The sequence below is a fragment of the Pseudomonas koreensis genome, assembly GCF_024169245.1.
Lineage (GTDB): Bacteria > Pseudomonadota > Gammaproteobacteria > Pseudomonadales > Pseudomonadaceae > Aquipseudomonas > Aquipseudomonas koreensis_F.
Map to the genome: position 1 here is coordinate 3,543,056 of NZ_JALJWP010000001.1, position 24,250 is coordinate 3,567,305.

15 protein-coding genes and 6 pseudogenes are annotated in these 24,250 nt (G+C 56.0%); 8 read left to right on the forward strand and 13 right to left on the reverse strand.

Annotated features, from left to right (window positions below):
- The first annotated feature begins 44 nt into the window (after positions 1-44).
- The gene (locus tag J2Y90_RS15895) at positions 45-896 is read left to right on the forward strand and encodes an AraC family transcriptional regulator (RefSeq protein WP_253500778.1); all 852 of its coding nucleotides are present in this window, start codon (positions 45-47) and stop codon (positions 894-896) included.
- A 219-nt stretch (positions 897-1,115) separates the two neighbouring features.
- Here J2Y90_RS15895 and J2Y90_RS15900 read toward each other — a convergent pair whose 3' ends face one another.
- Positions 1,116-3,089, reverse strand: coding sequence for an alkyl/aryl-sulfatase (locus J2Y90_RS15900; RefSeq protein ID WP_253500779.1), 1,974 nt, complete (start codon positions 3,087-3,089; stop codon positions 1,116-1,118).
- Between the two features lie 138 nt (positions 3,090-3,227).
- Between J2Y90_RS15900 and J2Y90_RS15905 the strand changes: the two genes are divergently transcribed.
- From J2Y90_RS15905 to J2Y90_RS15930, 6 genes are all read left to right on the forward strand, one after another.
- Complete coding sequence (locus J2Y90_RS15905) at positions 3,228-3,881, forward strand: ABC transporter ATP-binding protein (RefSeq protein ID WP_253500780.1); 654 nt, start codon at positions 3,228-3,230, stop codon at positions 3,879-3,881.
- Positions 3,881-6,349: an FtsX-like permease family protein gene (locus J2Y90_RS15910; RefSeq protein WP_429459461.1), complete on the forward strand. Its 2,469-nt coding sequence runs from the start codon at positions 3,881-3,883 to the stop codon at positions 6,347-6,349. The genes J2Y90_RS15905 and J2Y90_RS15910 overlap by 1 nt, the downstream gene beginning before the upstream one ends.
- Positions 6,339-7,406 carry a lipocalin-like domain-containing protein gene (locus J2Y90_RS15915; protein ID WP_253500781.1) on the forward strand — a complete coding sequence of 356 codons (1,068 nt, stop codon included), beginning with the start codon at positions 6,339-6,341 and terminating at the stop codon, positions 7,404-7,406. The genes J2Y90_RS15910 and J2Y90_RS15915 overlap by 11 nt, the downstream gene beginning before the upstream one ends.
- A 656-nt stretch (positions 7,407-8,062) precedes the next feature.
- Positions 8,063-8,305 (forward strand): hypothetical protein, encoded by a 243-nt coding sequence (locus J2Y90_RS15920; RefSeq protein ID WP_253500782.1) that lies wholly within the window; start codon positions 8,063-8,065, stop codon positions 8,303-8,305.
- An 11-nt stretch (positions 8,306-8,316) separates the two neighbouring features.
- Entirely contained in the window at positions 8,317-8,517 is a 201-nt protein-coding gene (locus J2Y90_RS15925; protein ID WP_253500783.1) for a hypothetical protein, read from the forward strand.
- Positions 8,518-8,603: 86 nt separating this feature from the next.
- Complete coding sequence (locus tag J2Y90_RS15930) at positions 8,604-9,188, forward strand: hypothetical protein (protein WP_253500784.1); 585 nt, start codon at positions 8,604-8,606, stop codon at positions 9,186-9,188.
- A 322-nt stretch (positions 9,189-9,510) separates the two neighbouring features.
- Here the strand turns inward: J2Y90_RS15930 and J2Y90_RS15935 are convergent, their stop codons facing one another.
- The 10 genes and pseudogenes from J2Y90_RS15935 to J2Y90_RS15980 all read right to left on the reverse strand — a co-directional run.
- Positions 9,511-10,338, reverse strand: a complete 828-nt coding sequence (locus J2Y90_RS15935; protein ID WP_253500785.1) for a glycosyltransferase family 2 protein — start codon at positions 10,336-10,338, stop codon at positions 9,511-9,513.
- A 157-nt stretch (positions 10,339-10,495) separates the two neighbouring features.
- Entirely contained in the window at positions 10,496-10,993 is a 498-nt protein-coding gene (locus tag J2Y90_RS15940) for a hypothetical protein (RefSeq protein WP_253500786.1), read from the reverse strand.
- Between the two features lie 54 nt (positions 10,994-11,047).
- Positions 11,048-11,194, reverse strand: a pseudogene (locus tag J2Y90_RS15945) (RHS domain-containing protein); the annotation flags it as partial.
- 809 nt (positions 11,195-12,003) lie between these two features.
- Positions 12,004-12,348: pseudogene (locus J2Y90_RS15950) on the reverse strand (RHS repeat protein); the annotation flags it as partial.
- A gap of 106 nt (positions 12,349-12,454) precedes the next feature.
- Positions 12,455-12,823, reverse strand: a complete 369-nt coding sequence (locus J2Y90_RS15955; protein WP_253500789.1) for a hypothetical protein — start codon at positions 12,821-12,823, stop codon at positions 12,455-12,457.
- A gap of 451 nt (positions 12,824-13,274) precedes the next feature.
- Positions 13,275-14,918, reverse strand: a pseudogene (locus tag J2Y90_RS15960) (RHS repeat-associated core domain-containing protein); the annotation flags it as partial.
- Positions 14,919-15,225: 307 nt separating this feature from the next.
- Positions 15,226-15,864, reverse strand: coding sequence for a hypothetical protein (locus J2Y90_RS15965; RefSeq protein ID WP_253500790.1), 639 nt, complete (start codon positions 15,862-15,864; stop codon positions 15,226-15,228).
- Positions 15,865-15,866: 2 nt separating this feature from the next.
- A pseudogene (locus tag J2Y90_RS15970) lies at positions 15,867-18,388 on the reverse strand (RHS repeat-associated core domain-containing protein); the annotation flags it as partial.
- Positions 18,389-18,453: 65 nt separating this feature from the next.
- Positions 18,454-18,798: a hypothetical protein gene (locus tag J2Y90_RS15975; RefSeq protein ID WP_167351290.1), complete on the reverse strand. Its 345-nt coding sequence runs from the start codon at positions 18,796-18,798 to the stop codon at positions 18,454-18,456.
- Positions 18,795-20,869: pseudogene (locus J2Y90_RS15980) on the reverse strand (RHS repeat-associated core domain-containing protein); the annotation flags it as partial. The gene J2Y90_RS15975 and the pseudogene J2Y90_RS15980, both read right to left, overlap by 4 nt.
- Before the next feature lie 175 nt (positions 20,870-21,044).
- Here J2Y90_RS15980 and J2Y90_RS15985 point away from each other — a divergent pair.
- Positions 21,045-21,593, forward strand: a complete 549-nt coding sequence (locus tag J2Y90_RS15985) for an RNA 2'-phosphotransferase (RefSeq protein ID WP_252875664.1) — start codon at positions 21,045-21,047, stop codon at positions 21,591-21,593.
- A 21-nt stretch (positions 21,594-21,614) separates the two neighbouring features.
- Here the strand turns inward: J2Y90_RS15985 and J2Y90_RS15990 are convergent, their stop codons facing one another.
- Together J2Y90_RS15990 and J2Y90_RS15995 are read right to left on the reverse strand one after the other, a co-directional pair.
- Positions 21,615-21,989 carry a hypothetical protein gene (locus J2Y90_RS15990; RefSeq protein WP_042606932.1) on the reverse strand — a complete coding sequence of 125 codons (375 nt, stop codon included), beginning with the start codon at positions 21,987-21,989 and terminating at the stop codon, positions 21,615-21,617.
- A pseudogene (locus J2Y90_RS15995) lies at positions 21,986-24,241 on the reverse strand (RHS repeat-associated core domain-containing protein); the annotation flags it as partial. The gene J2Y90_RS15990 and the pseudogene J2Y90_RS15995, both read right to left, overlap by 4 nt.
- Positions 24,242-24,250: the final 9 nt, after the last annotated feature.

The window sequence follows — 24,250 nt, forward strand, 5'->3', positions numbered from 1 at the left end:
TCCACTGGCATAAGTACACGCCTGTTCTTTCATGGCATGCCTTCATGTCCCAGCCTGTGTTCGTTTCCAGCGCTTTCGTCCGCACGATTCTCGCTCATGCCCGGCAGTCCGGACTGTGCCCGCAACACTTGATGGCGCGCGCCGGGATTTGCCCGTCAGTGCTCGCCGGTCAGCGTCAATCGATCGCCGCACGATCGGTTGAACAGTTGTGGCGTGAGTGTGAGTGGGCGGGGGTGGCGCCGACGTTCGGCTGTGAACTGGCTGACGGGATGGCGACCGATTGCCTGCAGGGACTGAATATTCTCCTCGACTCGGCGGCGACCTTGCGCGCCAGTCTGAAGTGCTTCATCGACTGCTTGCCGCGGGTGATCAACTACGTCGCGGTGGAGTTGGTCGAGGCGGGCGACGTGGCTCATTTGCGCCTGCGTTCGCTGCTGGGGCCGCTCCATCATTTCGCTCTGGACGCGGCGGCGCTAACACTGGTGCGCAATATTGCCCGGCGGTCGGGCATTGCGCCGGGAGATTTGTTTGTGAATGTCAGCCTGGGCGCTGCGCAAATGGCCGGAAGCTGGCTGTGTGAAGTTGGCGTTGCGGTGGAGCAGGGCGAGCACCTGTGCCTGACATTGCGGCGATCGAGTCTCGACCAGGCCTTGCTTGGCGCCAATCCGTTTTTGCACCTAAGCGTGCTGCGCCACTGGCGCGCTGAAGCCAGCGCACCTGCACGCCAGGATAATCTGACAATGGCGAGGCACTGGCTGACGACGGGGGATCAGCCGATCGAGCGCATTGCCGAACGCCTGGGCTATCGGCAGCCGAGCAACTTTATCCGCGCGTTTCGCAAACAGTTCGGGACTACGCCGAAGCAGTTCCGGTTGAACGCTGGGCAGGTCTGTTGAAAGCAGGATCGAGGTGTTTGATCGTCATTGAGGGTGTCAGCAAGATTTACCCCCTCACCCCAGCCCTCTCCCCCAAGGGGGCGAGGGGGAAAGGGAGCCGATCTTTATGGCGTTCGGAATCTGAGTTCAACTCGGTATCCCCAGTCGGCGTACCTCGTACAGGCAACTCGGTCAGTCCCCTCTCCGTCCGGGAGAGGGCTAGGGTGAGGGGCTTTTGACTTACGGCGTGACGATATTGAATTGCGGCCCGAACGTATCCAGGCTGCCCATCAGCAATCCGAATTTCTGCCCATTGCCCTGCAACTTCACCAGTCCCTTCTGCATCGCCGTCGGGAAGTCCAGTTGCTTGAGACTGATCTTCTCCAGCGTATCGCGGCTGAGGCTGACACTGGCATCCGCCGCCGGATGCAGGCCGGCGCGGTGAGTCAGTACGCCATTGCGCAAGGTCAGGGTGAAATCCCTTTGCACATCGTCGAACGTCCAGTTCAGCGTCAGGTCATTGGCCACGGCTTTGTCGCTGTCCAGGCGTACCGCGAGGTAGTCGAAGAACATTTCCGGACTCATCGCCCGGACCATGTCCACCGACACGGAATTGGCTGATTGCGGCGGCACGCCGTTGCGCAGTTCCATCGCCCCGGTCAGGTACATATTGCGCCAGGTGGCGTTCTCGCTTTGATAACCCAGCTGCTCCAGCGTCTCTGCCTGAGCCTTGCGCGCGTCGGCGTTGTCCGGATCGGCGAACAGCAACTGGTTGCCCAACTGCGCGGCCCAGCGGTAATCCGCGCTGGCCATCGCGCTGCGCATTTTCTCCAGCACCGACGTGGCACCGCCCATGGCCTCGACCGAACGTCTGGCTGCCTCCACCGGCGGCAGCGGATTGAGGTTGGCCGGGTTGCCGTCGTAGAAACCCATGTAGCGCTGATACATCGCGCGGGTGTTGAAACTCAGCGAACCGTAATAGCCGCGGGTGTACCACTTCTGGTCGAGCGAGCCGGGCAGTTTCTTGATCGCCTCGGCGATTTCCAGCGGCGTCAGGCCCTGGTTGAGCAAGTGCAGGGTGCGGTCGTTGATGAAGGCGTACATGTCACGCTGATCGGCGAGCAGAGTTCGAATTCGCTCGCCGCCCCAGGTCGGCCAGTTGTGCTGAGCGTACAGCACGTCGGCTTTGTCACCGTAGCGCGCCAGGCTGTCATCGAGGTATTGCGACCAAGCCTTGGCATCGCGTACTTGCGCGCCGCGCGGGGTGAGGATGTTGTGCATCATCTGCGTGGCGTTTTCGGCCATGCACAAGGCTTTCAGCTGCGGTAGATAAAGGTTCATTTCCGCTGGCGCTTCGGTGCCCGGGGTCAGCTGGAATTCAACTTGCAGGCCAGCGATGGTGCGAGTTTCCAGCGGCTCGGCGATCAGGTCGGTGGGCGCGATCAGCGTGACCGTGCCGCCGCTGGGCGCACTCTTGCCAAGGCCAGCGTCGACCTGACCTTTTTCACTGCGCGGCAACAGACTGCCGAACTGGTACTGCGCGCGGCGGCTCATGGCATTGCCCGCCATGACGTTCTCGCTCATCACGTGTTCCATGAAACCGACCGGCGCATAAACCTTGACCTTGCCGGCCTTGACGTCGGCCTCGTCGATCACCCCGCGCACGCCGCCGAAGTGATCGACATGAGTGTGACTGTAGACCACCGCAACGACGGGTTTGCGCGGACGGTTGGCGTAGTACAGATCCAGCGCAGCCTTGGCGGTTTCGGTCATGGTCAGCGGATCGATGATGATCAGCCCTTCGTCACCTTCGATGATGGTCATGTTGGCCAGGTCGAGCCCGCGCACTTGATACAGCTTGGGGCTGACTTCGAACAGACCGGCGTGGGCATTGAGCCGGGCCAGGCGCCACAGGCTCGGATTGACCGATTCCGGCGCCTTGTCCTCAGCGAGGAAGTCATAGGCGTTGACGTTCCAGATGACTTTGCCAGCGGCGTCCTTGATCTGACCCTCGAAGGGGGCGATCAAGCCTTTGCTGACCGATTCGAAATCGGTGCGGTCGCTGAACGGCAGGGTGTTCAGGACTGCAGCGTTGCTCGCGGCGGTTTGCGCGCTGGGCGCCACCGGGCCGTCAGCGGCGAGCAGCGACTGACTCAGGCAAGCGGTGATCAGGCAGGTCAACAGGCCGCGCGGGCTCAAAGTGAAACGGGGCATGGGTGTCTCCGGTTTTTTATCGTTATGGCCGAACAGCCAGCAGCGTAAGACGCGGCGCAAGGTTGGCGATGATCATCAGCGGACAAAAACCATTCAGGGCCGCTATCCTAGGCCCAGGTTCACTGATCGGGTTTGCCCATGCTTGAGGTTCGCGACGTTTTCAAAAGCTATGCCACGCCACAGGGAGTGTTGCCGGTGCTGCAAGGCGTCGACCTGACGCTGGAGGCCGGTGGCAGTCTGGCGCTGATGGGCGAATCGGGCAGTGGCAAAAGCACGCTGCTGCATCTGGTGGCCGGGCTGGACAAGGTCGACAGCGGCAGCATCCGCAGCGGCGAACATCGCCTGGAAGCCATGAGCGAAGCGCAACTGGCGAACTGGCGACGCACGGAAATCGGTCTGGTGTTTCAGCAGTTCAACCTGATCGGCAGCCTGCGCGTGGAAGACAATCTGGCCTTTCAGGCGCGCCTGGCCGGGCGCCATGAGCCGCGCTGGCAGGCGCATCTGGTGCAGCGTCTGGGGCTGGGCGATCTGCTCTCGCGGTATCCCGAGCAACTCTCCGGCGGCCAGCAGCAACGGGTGGCGCTCGGCCGAGCATTGGCTTCACAGCCGAAATTGCTCTTGGCCGATGAACCTACCGGCAGCCTCGATGAAGCGACAAGTGATGAAGTGCTGCGGCTTTTGCTCGAACTGCTCGATGACACACCGACGACGCTGCTGATGGTCACCCACAGTCAGCGCGTTGCGGCGCGATTGGCCCAGCGCGTGGTGTTGTCGAACGGGCGGGTTGCCTGATGATCTGGCGGCAAACCCTGCGCGCGCTGCTCAGCCACTGGCGGCGCCATCCCGTGCAGTTTTTCAGCGTGCTGACCGGGCTGTGGCTGGCCACCAGTCTGCTCACCGGCGTCGAGGCACTGAACAGCCAGGCACGCGACAGCTATGCGCGGGCCAGCCAGATGATCGGCGGCGAACCGCAAGCCAGCCTGAGTACGCCGAACGGTGCGTTGTTTCCCCAGCGCTGGTTTATCGAGCTGCGCCGTGAGGGCTGGCCGGTGTCGCCGGTATTGCAGGGTCGGCTGACACTCAAGGGCCACGAAGACCAACGCATTCAGGTGATGGGCATCGAGCCGGTGTCGCTGCCGACGGATTCTGCAGTGGCCGGGCAGGCGATGCCGATCGAGCGCATCGTCGAATTTTTCAGCCCGCCGGGCAGCACCTGGATTTCCCCGGACACCCTGCAAATGCTCGGCTTGCGCGAGGGTGAGACGCCGCAAACCGTGAGCGGTCATCAGTTGCCGCCGCTGCTCGCGCAGAAGGACATGGCGCCGGGCCTGTTACTGGTCGACATCGGCGTAGCGCAACGCATGCTCGACCAACCCGAGCAATTGTCGCGGCTTCTGTTGCCCAAGGACTTTCATCAAGATTTACCGGCCAGTTTCAGCGATCGCTTGCAGCTCAAAAGCAGCGGTGAAGAAAACAATCTGGCGCGGCTGACCGAGAGCTTTCACCTCAATCTCGATGCCCTTGGATTTCTGTCGTTTCTGGTCGGCCTGTTCATCGTCCATGCTGCCATCGGCCTCGCTCTGGAACAGCGCCGAGGTTTGCTGCGCACCTTGCGCGCCTGTGGCGTCAGTGCACGAATGCTGATCGCATGTCTGGTGGTTGAACTGGGTGTGCTGGCGCTGATCGGCGGATTGTTCGGTGTGATCAGCGGCTATTGGCTGGCCAGCGTGCTGCTGCCGGACGTCGCCGCCAGCCTGCGCGGGTTGTATGGCGCGGAAGTGGCGGGGCAGTTGCGTCTGAGTCCCTGGTGGTGGTTCAGCGGCATCGGTCTGAGCCTGCTCGGCGCCTTGCTGGCCGGCGCCAACAGTCTGCTGCGGGCGGCGCGCCTGCCGTTGCTGGCGGTGGCTGATCCGCAGGCCTGGCATCAGCAATATTCGCGCTGGTTGCGTCGGCAGGGTTGGCTGGCGGCGGCGCTGCTGGCGATTGCACTGGTGGCGCTGATCTGGGGTGACAGCCTGAGCAGCGGCTTCGTACTCATGGCCGGGCTGCTGCTCGGTGCTGCGCTGGCCTTGCCGGTGTTGCTCAGTGCGTTGTTGAATCCGCTGCTCGGGCGCAGTCGTTCGGTGCTCGGCCAGTGGTTTCTCGCCGATTGCCGCCAGCAACTGCCAGCCCTGAGTCTGGCGCTGATGGCGCTGCTGCTGGCGCTCGCGGCCAACATCGGCGCCGGCAGCATGACCGCCGGTTTTCGCCAGACCTTCAACGACTGGCTCGAACAGCGCTTGAGTGCCGAGTTGTACATCAACCCGACCAACCCGGCGCAGGCCCGCGAAATGCACAGTTGGCTCAAACAGCAGCCGAATGTGAGCGCGGTGCTGCCCAACTGGCAGGTTTCGGTGACGCTGCAAGGCTGGCCGGCCGATGTCTACGGCATCATCGACCACCCGCACTATCGCCAGCACTGGCCGTTGCTCGACAGCAGCGGCAGCAATCCATGGGGGAAACTGGCCACGGATGATGCGGTGATGCTCAGCGAACAACTGGCGCGACGCCTGAAACTCAAAGCGGGCGAGCATTTGCGCATCCCCACGCCAAACGGCACGTGGTCGCCGCGCATCGTCGGCATCTACGCCGACTACGGCAATCCGAAAGGGCATGTGCTGATCAGCAGTGAGCACCTGCTGCGCGGCTGGCCGCAACTCACGCCGAACCGCTTCAATCTGCGTATCGATCCAGCGCAGATTCCGGCGCTGCTCAATGCCTTGCAGGCGCGCTTTGAGCTGGATGACAACCGCATCATCGATCAGGCGCGGCTCAAGGGCTGGTCGGTGCAAGTCTTCGAACGCACCTTTGCCGCGACGGCGGCGTTGAACAGCTTGACCTTGGCCGTGGCTGGCGTGGCGCTGTTCATCAGTCTTTTGACCCAGAGCCAGAGTCGGCTCAGTCAGCTCGCACCACTGTGGGCGCTGGGTGTGACGCGCAAGCAATTGATGTTGCTCAACCTCGGCCAGACCTGGCTTCTGGCGGTGCTGACCTTGTTGTTGGCGCTGCCACTGGGTATCGCACTGGCGTGGTGCCTGGATGCGGTGATCAACGTGCAGGCGTTTGGCTGGCGATTGCCGTTGCGGGTGTTCCCGTTGCAGTTATTGCAACTGATGGGCCTGGCTTTGCTCGCGACTTTACTGGCCTCGGCATGGCCGCTGTATTCGCTGTACCGCACGCAACCGGCGGATTTGCTGAGGACGTTTGCCCATGAGGATTAATGGCGTCGTGCTGATGCTGGTGTTGCTGCTCGGTGGTTGCGATCAGCCCGCACCCGAGGAGAAGGGCTTTGCGGGGATGGGTGATCAGGCGCAATCGTTCACCCCGGTGGTGCCCGGTCGGGTGTTCAGTTTCCCTGCCGATCACGGCGCGCATGATGGTTTTCGCATCGAGTGGTGGTACGTCACCGCCAATCTCAAGGATCAGCAGGGCAACGATTTTGGTGTGCAATGGACGCTGTTTCGCAGCGCCCTGAAACCGCTCGCCGAGCAGGCCGGGTGGGGCAATCAGACGATCTGGCTTGGCCATGCGGCCGTCACCTCGCGTTCGGTTCATCACGCCGCCGAGCGCTACGCCCGGGGGGGTGTAGGCCAGGCGGGCGTGCGCCTGGCGCCGTTCGAGGCGTGGATCGACGACTGGATGTTCGCCAGCCAAGCGCGGGACGCGCTGAGCGATATGCAGCTCAGCGCCCGCGATAAAAATTTCGCGTATCAACTGCGCCTCACCTCCAGCCGGCCGCTGGTGTTGCAGGGCGACAACGGCTTCAGCCAGAAATCCGAAGAAGGCCAGGCTTCGTATTACTACAGCCAGCCGTTTTTCCAGGCCAGTGGCACGCTGCAGATCGACGGCCAGACCTACACGGTCAGTGGCCCGGCGTGGCTCGATCGCGAGTGGAGCAGTCAACCGCTGACCGCCAATCAGACAGGCTGGGACTGGTTTTCGCTGCATCTGGACAGCGGTGAACATGTGATGCTCTATCGCATGCGGCAGAAGGACGGCGCTCCGTACCTGACCGGCACCTGGATCGCCGCTGACGGGCAGATTCAATCACTGCGCAGCGAGCAGATCAGTCTTGTGCCGCAGGACACGGCCAAGGTGGCTGATCGACCGATGCCAGTGAAGTGGTCGATCCGCATTCCCGACAAGAAGCTCGATATCAGCGTCGATGCGATCAACCGCAATGCGTGGATGGATTTGCGTATTCCCTATTGGGAGGGTCCGGTGAAGATTGATGGCAGCCATCCTGGCCAGGGCTATCTGGAAATGACCGGGTATTAACGGTAGGTGCAGTTTCCCTGTGGGAGCGAGCTTGCTCGCGAAGGCTTTTTTGGGGGGGGGCTTTTTGAGTGAGTACATATCCGTTGCTGCGGTAACGGCTGCTTAGGGTTCCGCCCTTACGGCGGGTCACCTTTTTCAAACGCCAAAAAGGTAACCGAAAAGGCTTGCTCCTACGTTCGGCCCCTCGCAGGCTCGGGGTTCCTTCGCTCCGGTATCGATCCGGGCGCAGCGCCTCCGGTTTGCTTCGCTGCACCTCCTCTCGCTGTGTACGACTGCGTCGTACGGTCGCTGCGCTCCCACGCCCAGATCAATCCTCCACTCAGCCTTCCGACGTCGCCGGTGGATCAAGATCAAAAGCCGCAGGCGAGCTGACACTCGGCCTAGAGGTGAACGCGGAGACTGTAGGAGCTGCCGAAGGCTGCGATCTTTTGATCTTGCTTTTGCTCTTGCTCTTGCTCTTGCTCTTGCTCTTGTAGGAGTGAGCCTGCTCGCGATAGCTGTATCAAAGATACGAATGAATAGCGGATCTACCCTGATCCCTCTGGGAGCTGGCTTGCCAGCGATAGCGTCCGTGCCTTCACCGCTGAGCGAACTGACTGGAACTCTCACCGGCGCCCACCGCTCTACCCAGAAACCCGCCATTTTCGGACTTACCTATGAGCGACGACCTGCAACTCCCGGACCTCGGAACCTGGCAGCGCCTGTTCGACGATCAGACCCTTTGGCAGCAATCGCCCGACGCTCACTATTTCGATCTGCAGCGCATCGCCGATGACCTGCTCGGCCAAGGCGCGATCGATCTTGAGCAATGGCAGTTGCTGCGCGCCAAGGCCGACGATTTGCACAAGCAGTCACCCGAGGTCAACGTCGCCCGCGAACTCGACGATCCCGAAGCCTGAGGAATACCGCCGTGAATACCACCAGCAACCAGAACGACAACCCCGACGAACCGCGCCCTGCCGGCGAAACCGAGCGCGATAACGATGCCCTGCGCCCAACCGATCCCAAGCAGCGAGAGGACAGCGGCAAAGGCACCGCCAGCGGCGAATCCACCGCTCAGGAAACCGCCAAGCCACACACCCGCGGGCCACAAACCCAAGTCAAGCCCTGAACCGCGTCTATGCTCACTGGCACGCCCGCCGCTGAAGTCGATTCGGCAGCGGGCGTCGCCACTTCATCACAGGGAAAGTAATGCATATGAAGCTCGACGCTCTGGCCAAGGCCATCACCCTCGCTACGCTCCTTTCTGTCTCCAGCTTCGGCGCTCTGGCTGCCGATATCCCATTGTCTGCCACCGTTGAGGCCGATTCCGTTACCACCAAAGTGCGCGCCGTCGACCCGGCCAATCACCAGGTGGTGCTGGAAGGTCCGGAAGGACGTCAGGTCCACGTCCAGCTCAGCGACAAAGCGAAAAATCTCGCCAATCTCAAGGTGGGGGACCTGGTGAAGATCGAAGTGCAGCGGTCTGTCGCGGCTTATCTCGACACCGATGTAGATAAAGGTCTGCCAGGCACCACCGAGCGAATTGGCGAACTGCGCAAGGCTCCGGGCAGCGATAACCCGGGCGGCGAGGCCTATCGCCAGGTTCAGGTGCAGCTGAAAATCAGCAAAATCGATTTGAAGACCAATCAGGTCACCCTGGAAAATCCGTCCGGACAATCGAAGACGCTCGATGTGAAGAAGCCGGAGATTCAGGCCAGGTTGAAAGATCTGAGAGTAGGGCAGAGCGTAAATGTCACTTACACCGATATCCTGAAAGTGACCAGTCAACACGATAGTTGAGTATTAGCTCTACAGCTTTATTGCTCTTGTACAACTTTATGTATGAGAGCAATCATATAAATTTTTTTGTAAGACAATTCCCGGGATAAATCGGCAAAACACAGTTTTTAACTTTTCAGTTAAAAAATTTCATGTTTGCCCATGACGACAGGTCCACTTGTTTGAATTAAAATCCCCGGCGTTCGCCCAGTGTCAGGGCTCTTTACCGGTGCAAGGATTGCCAGGCCGTAACACTGGGCGAACTCCACTACTGGCGAAAGTTGTATACAGAATCTGGAAACAAAAAGGGCGACTTTGCAGTCGCCCTTTTTATTGTTTTCGATCAAGTCGAAGCTTGCATAGCGTTTTTGCCATGCTGCCCCTGCAAGCGTTTGAGTGTCTGCTGGTACATCTTCGTACGGCGATGATCCTTGCCATACGTGCCTGCCGCCGCGACGGTGCCGGCCTGGATGTGATCCAGATAGCGGAAAATCGTCCGCGGCGAGAGAAACCTGACGCCATAGCCCAACTCGATCATTCGATCCTGCAGCGTATAACCCGGCACCCGATCATCCATACAGAAGTGCAACCCTTGCGACTTCATCAAACGCACATTCCACAGCGTACAGAAACTTTTAAGATGCGTTTCTTTATACGGGCGTGGCGGTTTCGAGCGCAGCCCGAAATGAACTTTGAGCCGGCGAACATGGTGTTTGCAGAATCGCGAAGTCAACCGCCAGGTATCTCGCAACAACCCACGATCAAGTTGCTCCACACAACCGACCGCCGCCATGTCTGCATTTTTCGTGCACTCGCGCATCATCATCGCGAACACTTCCATGTCGTAGACAAAAGTGTCGGTGTGCAGCAGAAACAAGTAGTCGGTCTCAACTTTAGCCAAGGCCAGATCCAGCGCCTTGCCATGGGCAATATGCCCCGCTTCCTTGCCCGGCGACGGCCGCTCGATCAGATGGATCCAGTCCAGCGAACGCAAGTAATCAAGGCTGGCATCCGCCGAATCGTTGTCCACCACCCAAACTGGAATGCCCTGCGCCTGAACATGCTCGCGCAACAGCTCCAGGCACATGCGGGTGATGTCCGGGGTTTTGTAATTGACCAGGACGAGGCTGAAGTTGGGTTGCGGCTGGAAGGGTAGATCGAAAGCTTTCATGTCGGAGGGACTCATCCACGGCTCAAGACGACGGGGTTCATGGGCCGGGATGCTAGCGGGGGAAGCTTAGGTGAAGCTTAATTTGGCAGGGTCGGACCTGGAGAAGTGTAAGGACGTAAAACGGTTGGGATGCGTACCGGATGTCTCCATGCGTTCATCAGGTTGCGAAGTAAAGCTCATCCAGTTGGCGCTTGCGGATTGCCAGGTATTCCTCCCACAAGTTGGGAAAATCTTCATCTCGGGTTAGCGGAAAGGTCAGATAGATGTGTTTGCCGGCAACACTGATGTACTGGCGAACACGTTTGAAGGCGGGCTGTTCGTACAGCGCGAGGGTTTCGTCGTACGCGTCGTGATGGTGGCGAATGGTTACTCGGTGAGGGGCAATCATCCCTCGCGCAAAATCGATCACCCAGTCGCCGTCTACGGCCGTACGCAAATAGCCGTAAACACCATCGACCGAGAGCAGGATGCAGGTGTTGGCTTGGTGGCCGTCCTCGTCGTTCGCTAGAACAATCTGGTCTGCGAAGTATTTGATCGTCTGGTTATCCGGACCCTGTAGAAGCAAGCTCCAGCCCTCGACGCCCATGCGAAACTCGCCGATGTTTTGGAAGGTTGCGGTCCATCGATTGGCAAGCGTTATCTGACGGGTATTCATTTGGGCTTCAGTCTCAAATTCCCTGGTTTAATTTTCTTCTGGCGATGCTACCGAGTTAGTGAGTTCGCTGAAGTGCAGCGCTGCGAGATTACCGTAGGCGGGGTACTTTGCCGACCACTTGATCTTGCCGGTGTAGTCGATCAGTTCCTGCGGCATGTGGAGGTGGTCGAGTTGGTAATAGATCGGTGCTGCTTTTAACGGGGCGTTGGCGGAGTACTCAAGGTGGTAGCGCTCGCGCGCTCTTTTCCCCTTCCCCTAGCTAATGAACCTATCACCCCTCTCTAATCTTGTACGCCTGCCTGTTATACTCAGTCAAGTGGGTAAAAGCAAGTTCAAGGAGGAGTGAATAGTCCTGGATTGATGTTGTTATTCTCCAAGAAAGTATTTATTTCTTCTTCTGTTTCCATTGTTTGGAGCATTATGGTTGTAGTGTCGCTAGTGTGCGTTACTTGCGATTCTTTCATGATTTTTCTAGTATAAAAAATTAGTAAATTTACTCATTATGTTTCTGATGATTCTGCTTTTGCAAGTAAGCTATATATTTCTGGTTAGATTTCGCTTTTTGGTGTGGTGTCTATTACCTGCTTTATATGGTAGGAATATTTTTTTTCTATCGGTATTTCGGCCCAGTCGAGCTCGTAAATAGAAATAATTTTAACATCTTTATATTTCGATTCCGAAAGTAGAGTTTTCAAAATCTCTATGGCTTGGTCAGTACGATTTTCTCCAAGTGAAACGGCGCATCTTTGTTGCCAGAATTCCGGCATTTTGAGTATTGTTTTTTTTAGGACCTCCCAGTCCTGGTCATTGAAGTCTATGAGTACCGTTTTTGCAACTAGCTCGGTGCTGTATTCAGTCCAGTGCGAATCTTCAGATTCACCTATCCATGAGCAGAGTTTTTTATAAAGATTTCCTCATTGCTAGTCGTCATGGAGTTGCTCCCGTAGGGTATGAAGAAGTGATGACATCGTTTTCTTTAATAACCTGCCATTGAACCCCGTCCACGGGTTGAGTTGCGAGTTGTCGTAGCGGTAGCGCAGTTGGCTGCCGTCGGGATTGATGCGGCGGCTGACGAGGTGCAGGTTGTCAGCGTATTCGTAGCGGGTGATACGGCCGAGCTCGTCGCGTTCGGCAGTGACGCGACCATACGGGTTGTAGGTAAACCCGCGTGTGGCGCCGCCGGGCAGGGTGACCTGAGTGAGGCGGTCAACGGCATTCCATTGGTATTGGGTGATCGCTCCGAATTCATCCTGGCGAGTGATTTGTCGACCGAGCGCATCGTAGCGATACTTGCGTTGACCGCCATCGGGCAGGCGCTCTTCCAACAACTGGCCGAGGTGGTTCTGACCAGATTGTTAAGGGAAGGTGACCTTCAGAAACTTACACAATGAAGTTGTTCACAGGAAGATTACATCTGGAAAATAACAACGTGAAGTGTCTCCCCATTTTACGATGTGAGCTCTACCATAGATCTATGCGTGCACACTCAAATTCGATTAAGTCTCCGACCATAATCCCTCCTGGTAGATAGTCCTCAATAATCATAGTGATTTTTCCAACTGTTACTACTTGTTCCGAAGGGTCTAATACTCTGGCAATGACTTTTCTGGATAGCCCTTGCTTCTGAATGTTCCAAATCCCCAGTTCAGCAAGCCCTTCGCAACGCATTGCGCTTTTCATAGAGAAAATGTACAGGGGGTCGTTTACTTCATCTCCAATATTCGCGCTGCAGGGATGGGAGAAAGCAATACAAGTAAACTCGCCGTCGGTTATTTCAACCTCCGCCTCTTCGGAAGCTCTAGATATCCACTTTATATTTTTTACAATCATAGTCGTCACTCCGGTGTTTTTTGCCCGTATGGATGTTTCCAGCCGACATGAGGGTCTGAACCAATCGTATCTGTCTTGACAGACTTCGGTTGCGCCTTCCATCCGAGGTTCGGAGCTTTAGTTTCAAAAAATGAAACAGACTTCAAATGCATCGTTGTAATCTCCCCTGTAGCTCTATCGACTCCTACTAGTAACCCTTTTGCGCTTCCTAGGCCACCTGGAATTGCAACGAAAGCATTCAGTTCCGGTGCAAACGTTCCATTGCGGATGACCGAGTTTGCATCGGCTACATATTGTTCGAGGGTGTAGTTGTCGTGCCCGAGCGTTTGTCCAATTTCCTCGCCGTGCTTTTCAAAGTGACGAACATCTTCTCCTAGCTTAAATTTTCTATCAGCGATAGGGGGAGGGGAACTTCTTCTTTTACTTTTGTTGTTTCCTCAGGCCTTTTCAGTGATCTTGGATCACCATTCCCCGCCCCCGGACACTCGCTATGACCTAGTGGGTCCACCCACCCCGTAGGGTTCGTCACGTACTGGTAGCTATTCAACCCACCCGCAAGCTTGATCGGATCCGGGGTCAAAAAACGCCCAGTCCCCGGATTGTAGTAGCGGTGGCGGTTGTAATGTAACCCTGTCTCGGCGTCGAAATACTGTCCTTGGAATCGCAGCGGGTTGTCGATTTCGCTGACGTCCAGCGCTGCAAGATTGCCGTAGGCGCGGTATTTCGCCGACCACATGATTTCGCCGCTGTAGTCGGTGAGTTCTTGAGGGGTGCCGAGGTGGTCGAGTTGGTAGTAGAAGGGTGCCGCTCTAAGCGGGCCTTCGCCGTCGAGCATTGCCAACGGGCGGAAGCTGCCGGGTTCGTAGATATAGCTGGGGTAGCGGTTCTCGGCGCTTTCGGCGATGAGGCGTTCGCCTTGCCAGAGGAATTCAGTGGTGTGGCCGTCGACGGTTTTCTCGATGCGGCGGCCGAAGGCGTCGTATTTGTAGGATGCGGTGCTGCCGCCTGGCAGGCTGACGCCGATCAGGCGGTGTTGGCAGTCGTAGCGGTACTCAGTGACAAGCTTCTGGCCGGTGCCGCGACTTTCGCGGATCAGATTTCCGTGGGCGTCATAGTCGTAGTGGCGGTCGCCTTGCATCAGCAGGCGATTACCTTTGACGTTGGCGAGGTTGGCTGCGGGCAGGTCATTTTGTCCGAGGAGGTTGCCTGCCGGGTCATGGGCGAAGCTCTCTGGCATGGCGCCGCGTACGCTGATCAGTCGGTCGAGCGGATCGTAGTGATAGCTGCGGTTGCCTTTGCGGCTGTCGTCGATGCCGGCGAGGTTGCCGTTGGCATCGTAGTTGTAGCGACGCTGGAACAGGTGTTTGTCCCGCTGGCTGACGCTGTGCGCTTGAAGTCGACCCTGTTCATCGTATTGGTATTGGCTGAGCAGCAAGCCTTGCTGGCGCTGTTGTTCGCGACCGGCGTTGAACTGGTGGCTGGTCAGGCGTGAGCCATTGAGGTCGATGCTGCTCAGGCGTCCACCGGACAAATGACGGTAATCGAGCGTGCAGCCATCCGGCAGACGGCAGTGGCCGAGCTGACCGACGTTGTCGTATGCGTAACGCGTGGTGCCCCAACCTTGATGCTCGGTGATCAAGCGATCTTGCACGTCGTATTCATAAGCGAGCGGCCAATGGCCGTCGTCGACGTTGACCAAGCGACCCAGTGCGTAGTAGCTGTAGTGAATCTCTTCGCCATCGGGCAGCGTCTTGACCAGCAAACGGCCGGCGGCATCGCGCTGGTATTCGGTAACCAGTCCGCTACCGTCATCGCCGAACTCGGTTTTCTTCAGCAGTTGGCCGTTGAGGTCGTACTCGTAGGCAGTCCGACGACCATCGAAACCGGTTTCCTGCTGGATCAGGCCGTTCGAGTAATAATCAAGTTGATAGCGTTCGCCACGCTCGTTCTCGATCTCGGTGATGTTGAGTTGCGAGTTGTCGTAGCGGTAGCGCAGTTGGCTGCCGTCGGGATTGATGCGGCGGCTGACGAGGTGCAGGTTGTCGGCATATTCGTAGCGGGTGATACGGCCGAGCTCGTCGCGTTCGTCCGTGACAGGGCGACTGACGCTGTCTATAAATGCGGAGGGGGGCCGCCGAGTAGTAAGTTGCGGATTTACAAAATGCTAGAAAACTAAAGAGTTCAACTGCTTTTGTCAGCGTTCCTTTCGAGGGAGAATAGTTCCTCATACGCAGAAATGACGCTTTTCCAATTCGCGTAAAGTCTTTCTTCTGATCCTGCCCCGCCTTCCGGTAAAGGCATATATCTGACAATCGGTGAGAGCTCTTCTGGATAACCAAGATCAGCAAGGGGAAATGCTCTACCTTTATTGATCTACGCAATAGCAGCGGTTTCAAATAGATTCAAAGTTTATTAATGATTTCATAAAGCTTGGCCGATTTTATCTCTTCACTATTTAGCTTGGATAGTATTGATTTTATTCTTTCTGAGTATTTTTGGGAGGTGATAATATGAGCGGTTGAGTGGGTGTCACTTTCTAGAAAGCGAGCGATGAGTGCATCTCGATTACTCTTCAAGAACTTTGCTATAGCTGCTGCGTTCAATCTGTCGTTCTCACTTAGTTGGCTCCAGATTTTATATGCGTCTTCCTCTTCCTTTTTTAGAATGAGAATAGTGTTTCGGTATTGTGTTAGTTCGTTGGGGGTGAACATGATATCGTTCGTGTTAGTGAAGTCTACATAAGAATATATTTTGGTCTTTTCGTTTTTTTTCAAAAGTCCATTCGGGCTTAGGCTCGTGAGTATCTCTTTTTGCAGGCGGAGCTCTTGAATTTTCTGTTGTTCCAGAGAGTATCCAATGGTCCGCCACTTTATGGTTACCGGCCATTCAGGCGCGAGAAAGTTACTGACGGCTTTCCACGTGGTCCATAAGTCTTGAAGAGTGCCTGCTATCAATGCGATGCTCATGAAGTCAGGGGCGGAAAAGTGCTCGGGCGTTTCGTGGAACTTTATGCCCGGTTCGCATGTGTAGTATATGCTCATGATTAGTCTTTTTTGAAGTAAATGTGTGAGTTGTCACCTTCTTTTAAGGCTGCTTTCGTACCTGTCGTTCCCGTAACTTCAGTGTTGAAGTGTGGTCCTTCATTACCTTTTACATGTCCCAATGAATGCTCTCTGATAGTCACAATCCTGCCGTCTTTCAAATTGAATTCGTAAACCCTACTCATCACGCGACCAGGCTGGTCGGTAAGTACCTCTTTATAGGATCTGGATGGCTGCTGTGATAGGGGCACACCTCCAACGCGTTTCGCTTGTCTGAATGCGGCTTTCCTAGTAATTGTGCTGTCATGGCCTATAGGTAGCTCTGGTTCGCCATTTTCAACCTTATTGTTACTAGTATCATCCACCTTTCTTTGAAAGCCTTTTTTCGCTTTGCCAGGGCAATTGTTGCTCAACCCCAAAGGATCCACCCACCCCGTAGGGTTAGGTACGTACTGGTAGCTATTCAACCCACCCGCAAGCTTGATCGGATCCGGTGTCAAGAACCGTCCAGTCCCCGGATTGTAGTAGCGGTGGCGGTTGTAATGTAACCCTGTCTCGGCGTCGAAATACTGTCCTTGGAATCGCAGCGGGTTGTCGATTTCGCCGACATCCAGCGCTGCGAGATTACCGTAGGCGCGGTATCTCGCAGACCACATGATTTCGCCGCTGTAATCGGTCAGTTCCTGCGGCGTGCCGAGATGGTCGAGTTGGTAGTAGAACGGGGCCGCTTTTAGTGGGCCTTCTCCATCGAGCATGGCCAACGGCCGGAAGCTGCCCGGTTCGTAGATGTAGCTGCGATAGCGGTTCTCTGCGCTTTCAGCGATGAGGCGTTCGCCTTGCCAGAGAAATTCAGTGGTGTGGCCGTCGACGGTTTTCTCGATGCGGCGGCCGAAGGCATCGTATTTGTAGGATGCGGTGCTGCCGCCTGGCAGGCTGACGCCGATCAGGCGGTGTTGGCAGTCGTAGCGGTACTCGGTGACGAGTTTTTGTCCGGCGCCACGGCGTTCACGAATCAGGTTGCCGTACGCGTCATAGTCGTAGTGGCGGTCGCCTTGCATCAAGAGGCGATTGCCTTTGACGTTGGCGAGGTTGGCTGCGGGCAGTTCATTTTGGCTGAGCAGGTTGCCTGCCGGGTCATGGGCGAAGCTCTCAGGCATAGCACCGCGCACGTTGATCAGGCGATCCAGTGGATCGTAGTGATAGCTGCGGTCACCTTTGCGGCTGTCGTTAATGCCGGCGAGATTGCCGTTGGCGTCGTAGTTGTAGCGACGCTGGAACAGGTGTTTTTCCCGCTGGCTGACGCTGTGCGCTTGCAGGCGGCCCTGTTCATCGTATTGGTATTGGCTGAGCAGCAACCCTTGTTGGCGTTGTTGTTCGCGACCAGCGCTGAATTGGTGAGAGGTCAGGCGTGAACCGTTCAGGTCGATACTGCTCAGGCGTCCACCGGACAAATGACGGTAATCGAGCGTGCAGCCATCCGGCAGACGGCAGTGGCTGAGCTGACCGACGTTGTCGTATGCGTAACGCGTGGTGCCCCAACCTTGATGCTCGGTGATCAAGCGATCTTGCACGTCGTATTCATAAGCGAGCGGCCAATGGCCGTCGTCGACGTTAACCAATCGACCCAGCGCGTCATAGCTGTAATGAATTTCTTCCCCATCGGGCAGTGTCTTGACCAGCAAACGGCCTGCGGCGTCGCGCTGGTATTCGGTTACCAGTTCGCTACCGTCATCGCCGAACTCGGTTTTCTTCAGCAGTTGGCCGTTGAGGTCGTATTCGTACGCGGTGCGGCGGCCGTCGAAGCCGGTTTCCTGCTGGATCAGGCCGTTCGGGTGGTAATCGAGTTGATAGCGTTCGCCGCGCTCGTTTTCGATCTCGGTGAGGTTGAGTTGCGAGTTGTCGTAGCGGTAGCGCAGTTGGCTGCCGTCGGGATTAATGCGGCGGCTGACCAGATGCAGGTTGTCGGCGTATTCGTAGCGGGTGATACGGCCGAGCTCGTCGCGTTCGGCGGTGACGCGGCCATACGGGTTGTAGGTAAACGCACGTGTGGCGCCGCCGGGCAGGGTGACTTGGATCAGACGGTCGACGGCGTCCCATTGGTATTGGGTGATCGCACCGAATTCGTCCTGGCGAGTGATTTGCCGGCCGAGGGCATCGTAGCGGTATTTTCGTTGACCGCCGTCCGGCAGGCGCTCTTCCAGCAATTGGCCGAGGCTGTTCCAACCCAGGTGATGACGACTGCCGTCGGGGTGGCGGATCTCTACCAAGCGGCCCTGGTGGTCATAGCTGTAGAAGGTCTCGTTGCCGTCAGGATCGGTTTGTTGGGTAATGTCGCCCTGGCGGTTGCGTTCGTATTTCCAGCGGGCCTTGCCGCGCTGGACATCAATAAGTTGACCGTTGAAGTAGTTGTAGCGCGTCGGAACACCTTCAGGAGGGATCCATCCGGATCGACCTTGGCGACGAGTCGAGCCTTGTCATCGTGGGTGTAGACTTCTTCGCTGCCGTCGGCATTGTTTACTGGGACGACAAATGGGGACAGACTTATTTCAGTGCTTAAAAAATAAATCTGCCTCCATTTTTCTAAATTTTTTACACTTCCAACATAAAGGATTCGATTTTCTCGATAAATTCAAGTTTGCTCTTGGTTCTGAATTCTCCAAGGAAAATTTCTGAGTTTTTTATCGGTTTCCCTTTGTGGTCATATTCAATTGTTAGAAAGTCAATTACGAAATACCCTTCGGGATCACCTTCCGGCTCCACTCTAGAATCAAAACAGTGCCCAGTGCTTCGGCGGACTCCACCAATCAAAACCGAGCTGGAGAACCATTCACTTGTATCAGGTGTAAGCTCGACTTCAAATAGGTTGTTGATTGTTATCGTCCAACCGCTTGGCACGCGTATAGGGTGAAGCTTGTGCTCTAGTTTTGGTCTCATTTCACATTGCCCATATATTTTTTTACCTGTTCAGGGGCGGCTGGAAAACTATGGATGACAGGCTCGCCGGCTTTGGATAGCTCTATCCTGACCCAGTTTGTCAGTTCTCCATTGTTGTAGCCGACTGGAGCTTCTGATCTATAGAACATATATCTTGAGCCGCCGTGATCGAACACATTGCCATCGCGCACTGCTGAGTACGCTGCTTGTTTCTCAAATCCGCTCACATTATTAGCGATATCGGGAAGATAGGAGGCCTCAGGTTTTCCGTCTCTGGTGCCTTGGCCTAGACTTAGCGATTTCGCTTGTTCTGCCGATTGTGCATTTGTGTGCTTTGTCGCATGCCTACCTTCTGGACGTTTCGCATCATAAATATCTGTTCGTAGATCTTTACGCGTTTGGTACTCGCTTGTATCAATCTTTTTCGGGCAATTAGTGCTGTTCAGCCCCAACGGATCCACCCACCCCGTAGGGTTAGGCACGTATTGGTAGCTATTCAACCCACCTGCAAGCTTGATCGGATCCGGCGTCAAGAACCGTCCGATCCCCGGATTGTAGTAGCGGTGGCGGTTGTAATGTAACCCTGTCTCGGCGTCGAAATACTGACCTTGGAAGCGCAGCGGATTATCGATTTCGCTGACATCCAGCGCCGCGAGGTTGCCGTACGCTCGGTACCTCGCGGACCACATGATTTCGCCGCTGTAGTCGGTGAGTTCTTGAGGGGTGCCGAGGTGGTCGAGTTGGTAGTAAAACGGGGCCGCTTTTAGCGGGCCTTCGCCGTCGAGCATTGCCAACGGGCGGAAGGTGCCCGGTTCGTAGATGTAACTGCGATAACGATTTTGTGCGCTTTCGGCGATCAATCGTTCGCCTTGCCAGAGGAATTCAGTGGTATGGCCGTCGACGGTTTTCTCGATGCGGCGGCCATAGGCGTCGTATTTGTAGGTGGCGGTGCTGCCGCCTGGGAGGCTGACGCCGATCAAGCGGTGTTGGCAATCGTAGCGGTATTCGGTGACGAGTTTTTGTCCGGTGCCGCGACTTTCACGGGTCAGGTTGCCATAGGCGTCGTAATCGTAGTGGCGGTCGCCTTGCATGAGCAGGCGATTGCCTTTGACGTTGGCGAGATTCGCAACGGGCAGGTCATTTTGTCCGAGGAGGTTGCCGCCGGGTCATGGGCGAAGCTCTCTGGCATGGCGCCGCGCACGCTGATCAGGCGATCCAGCGGGTCGTAGTGATAGCTGCGGTTGCCTTTGCGGCTGTCGTCGATTCCGGCGAGGTTGCCGTTGGCGTCGTAGTTGTAGCGACGCTGGAACAGGTGCTTGTCCCGTTGGCTAACGCTGTGCGCTTGCAGACGTCCCTGTTCATCGTATTGGTATTGGCTAAGCAGCAGACCTTGTTGGCGCTGTTGCTCTCGACCGGCGTTGAACTGATGAGAGGTCAGGCGAGAACCGTTGAGGTCAATGCTGCTGAGTTGCCCGCCAGGTTGGTGGCGGTAATCGAGTTTGCTGCCATCGGGCAAACGGCAGTGCTTGAGCTGGCCAACGCTGTCGTATTCGTAGCGCAGAGTGCCCCAGCCTTGGTGTTCTTCGATGAGTCGGTCTTGCAGATCGTATTTATAGGCGAGCGGCCAGTGGCCGTCGTCGACGTTAACGAGGCGACCAAGTGCGTCGTAGCTGTAGTGAATCTCCTCACCATCGGGTAGCGTTTTTACCAGCAAGCGGCCTGCGGCATCGCGCTGGTATTCGGTGACCAGTTCACTACCGTCGTCACCGAACTCGGTTTTCTTCAGCAGTTGGCCATTGAGGTCGTACTCGTATGCGGTGCGGCGTCCGTCGAAACCGGTTTCTTGTTGAATCAGACCGTTGGCGTAGTAATCGAGATGGTAATGCTCGCCACGCTCGTTTTCGATTTCAGTGAGCAGCAGGCGGGAGTTGTCGTAGCGGTAGCGCAGTTGGCTGCCGTCGGGGTTGATGCGGCGGCTGACGAGGTGCAGGTTGTCGGCGTATTCGTAGCGGGTGATACGGCCGAGCTCGTCGCGTTAGGCGGTGACGCGGCCATACGGATTGTAGGTAAAGGGCTAATGGTGATCGCTTTCTAAGCGCAGATTGAAGGGCTGAACTTTGGATAGTTGTTACCATAATTTCCTATGGTATATTCGAGCTTTGACATGAGCCAGCTTTTGTTGGCTGCGTAAGTTTTTTTGATAAATGTTTAACAAGTTTTTAAGGTTTTCCTGTTTGGGGTGTTATATGCGTGATTCTCTTGAAGAATTCAGTAAATTTTTGAGTTATGTGTTGCGTCACAAACCCGAGGTAATTGGCTTGCTGTTGGATGTTGAGGGGTGGGCAAGTATAGAAGACTTAATCAAAGGAGCGGAGAGTGTAGGAAAGTTTTTAAGCTATGAAACTATTAGTAATATTGTATCGCGCAGTGATAAAAAGCGTTTCGAGATATCCGAGAATGGGGCAAATATTCGAGCTGTACAGGGGCATTCGTCAGAATCGGTTAAGCGAAAATACTCTGCACTTCAGCCTCCTGATTTTCTATATCATGGCACGGCCACACGCTTCCTAGATTCTATTCGGAAGGAAGGACTGTTGCATGGAGCCAGGCATCATGTTCATCTGACCGAAAATGAGGTATTAGCTCACGATGTTGGGCTACGTTACGGTAGGTCTGTAGTTTTACGTATCAAGAGCTATCAAATGTTTTTAAATGGCTTTAAGTTCTTCAGGGCGGAGAATGATGTTTGGCTAACTTTGACTGTGCCGCCAGAATTTATAGATATGTGGGATTGAATTATTTTTCTGTAAGCATATCTATTCCTCTTGGTTCCACTCGGCGTGCATATCAGTGGCACTTCTTAGCCAGTCAGTAAAACGGGGGTACTCGTTATGTAGCTCCCACCCTTCGGATGCGTATGCATGGATTATTAAAATTTTTGGATCGCCAGAGAGATCTTCGCCATCAAAACATGCAATATCATCATTCGCGCTGAATTTGGCAAATGGTACCAGCGTGCGCTTGGGATAGAGCTCTTTCAATTTATTATGCCAACTGTTGATTTTTCCCTCTTTGTATACAAGTAACCACCATGGCTCAATGTCAATTTTCGGTTCTGCTTGTGCAAACTCGACAAATCTTTGCGGGAAAGGGTAGTTGGGTAGTTTGTCAATATCTAAATATAAGTTCATTTTTGTCCCGTCAGCTTGGGTAGTTCGTGAGATCCATATGGATTATCGTTGCCAAATCTCTTAGGTTTTTGCTTCTGAATTCTAAGTTGCAATGCTTCTCCCCAGGTATCAGGCGTTACATCATTGACTTCGAATCGCTCTTTATTACTTTGAGATAGCGGATCGTCCATCTTCCATTCTCTAGCTTCTACCTTGATACCCGCCTCGCGTGCGGCACGCACTCGAGTGTTATCCATACTGGTAAGATGACCATCAGGCATGCGCACTACATCAATAGGCTCGCCCTGCCAACCGTTCCTTTTCATCGAGCTTACAAGATCATCGTAACTAAAGTTTTCGCCGGTAGCCCTGTCAATCTTATTATAAGAAACACTATTTTGGGAAAAGCGAACTTCGTTGGGATTTATCGATTTAACTATTGGACATGCACCTGGTTTGCAACTCAGCCCCAACGGATCCACCCACCCCGTAGGGTTAGGCACGTACTGGTAGCTATTCAAACCACCCGCAAGCTTGATCGGATCCGGCGTCAAGAACCGTCCAGTCCCCGGATTGTAGTAGCGGTGGCGGTTGTAATGTAACCCTGTCTCGGTGTCGAAATATTGCCCTTGAAAACGCAACGGGTTGTCGATTTCGCTGACGTCCAGCGCCGCGAGATTGCCGTAAGCGCGGTATTTTGCCGACCACATGATTTCGCCGCTGTAGTCGGTGAGTTCCTGCGGGGTGCCGAGGTGGTCGAGTTGGTAGTAGAAGGGAGCCGCTTTTAGCGGGCCTTCGCCGTCGAGCATTGCCAACGGGCGGAAGCTGCCCGGTTCGTAGATGTAGCTGCGATAGCGGTTCTCTGCGCTTTCAGCGATGAGGCGTTCGCCTTGCCAGAGGAATTCAGTGGTGTGGCCGTCGACGGTTTTCTCGATGCGGCGGCCGAAGGCGTCGTATTTGTAGGATGCGGTGCTGCCGCCTGGCAGGCTGACGCCGATCAGGCGGTGTTGGCAGTCGTAGCGGTATTCGGTGATGAGCTTTTGGCCGGTGCCGCGACGCTCGCGGATCAGGTTGCCGTAGGCGTCGTAATCGTAATGGCGGTCGCCTTGCATCAGCAGGCGGTTGCCTTTGACGTTTGCGAGGTTCGCAACGGGCAGGTCATTTTGTCCGAGGAGGTTGCCTGCCGGGTCGTGAGCGAAGCTCTCTGGCATGGCGCCGCGTACGCTGATCAGTCGGTCGAGTGGATCGTAGTGATAGCTGCGGTTGCCTTTGCGGCTGTCGTCGATGCCGGCGAGGTTGCCGTTGGCGTCGTAGTTGTAGCGACGCTGGAACAGGTGTTTGTCCCGTTGGCTGACGCTGTGCGCTTGAAGGCGGCCCTGTTCATCGTATTGGTATTGGCTGAGTAGCAGACCTTGCTGGCGCTGTTGTTCGCGACCAGCGCTGAATTGGTGGCTGGTCAGCCGCGAGCCGTTGAGGTCAATGCTGCTGAGTTGCCCGCCAGGCTGGTGGCGGTAATCGAGTTTGCTGCCATCGGGCAAGCGGCAGTGCTTGAGCTGACCGACGCTGTCGTATTCGTAGCGCAGAGTGCCCCAGCCTTGGTGTTCTTCGATGAGTCGGTCTTGCAGATCGTATTTATAGGCGAGCGGCCAGTGGCCGTCGTCGACGTTAACGAGGCGACCCAGCGCGTCGTAGGTGTAGTGAATCTCCTCACCATCGGGTAGCGTTTTTACCAGCAAGCGGCCTGCGGCATCACGCTGGTATTCGGTGACCAGTTCGCTACCGTCATCACCGCACTCGGTTTTCTTCAGCAGTTGGCCGTTCAGGTCGTACTCGTATGCGGTGCGGCGGCCGTCGAAACCGGTTTCTTGTTGAATCAGACCGTTGGCGTAGTAATCAAGGTGGTAGTGCTCGCCGCGCTCGTTTTCGATTTCAGTGAGCAGCAGGCGCGAGTTGTCGTAGCGGTAGCGCAGTTGGCTGCCGTCGGGGTTGATGCGGCGGCTGACGAGGTGCAGGTTGTCGGCGTATTCGTAGCGGGTGATGCGGCCAAGTTCGTCGCGTTCGGCGGTGACATTGCCATAGGCGTTATAAGTAAACGCTCGGGTTGCACCGCCCGGTAGCGTGACCTGAGCGAGTCGATTGGCGGTGTCCCATTGGTAATGCGTAATCGCGCCTGACTCTTCCTGGCGGGTGATCTGCCTACCCAGTGCGTCGTAGCGGTACTTGCGTTGACCGCCATCAGGCAGGCGCTCTTCCAATAGCTGGCCGAGATTGTTTTAGCCCAT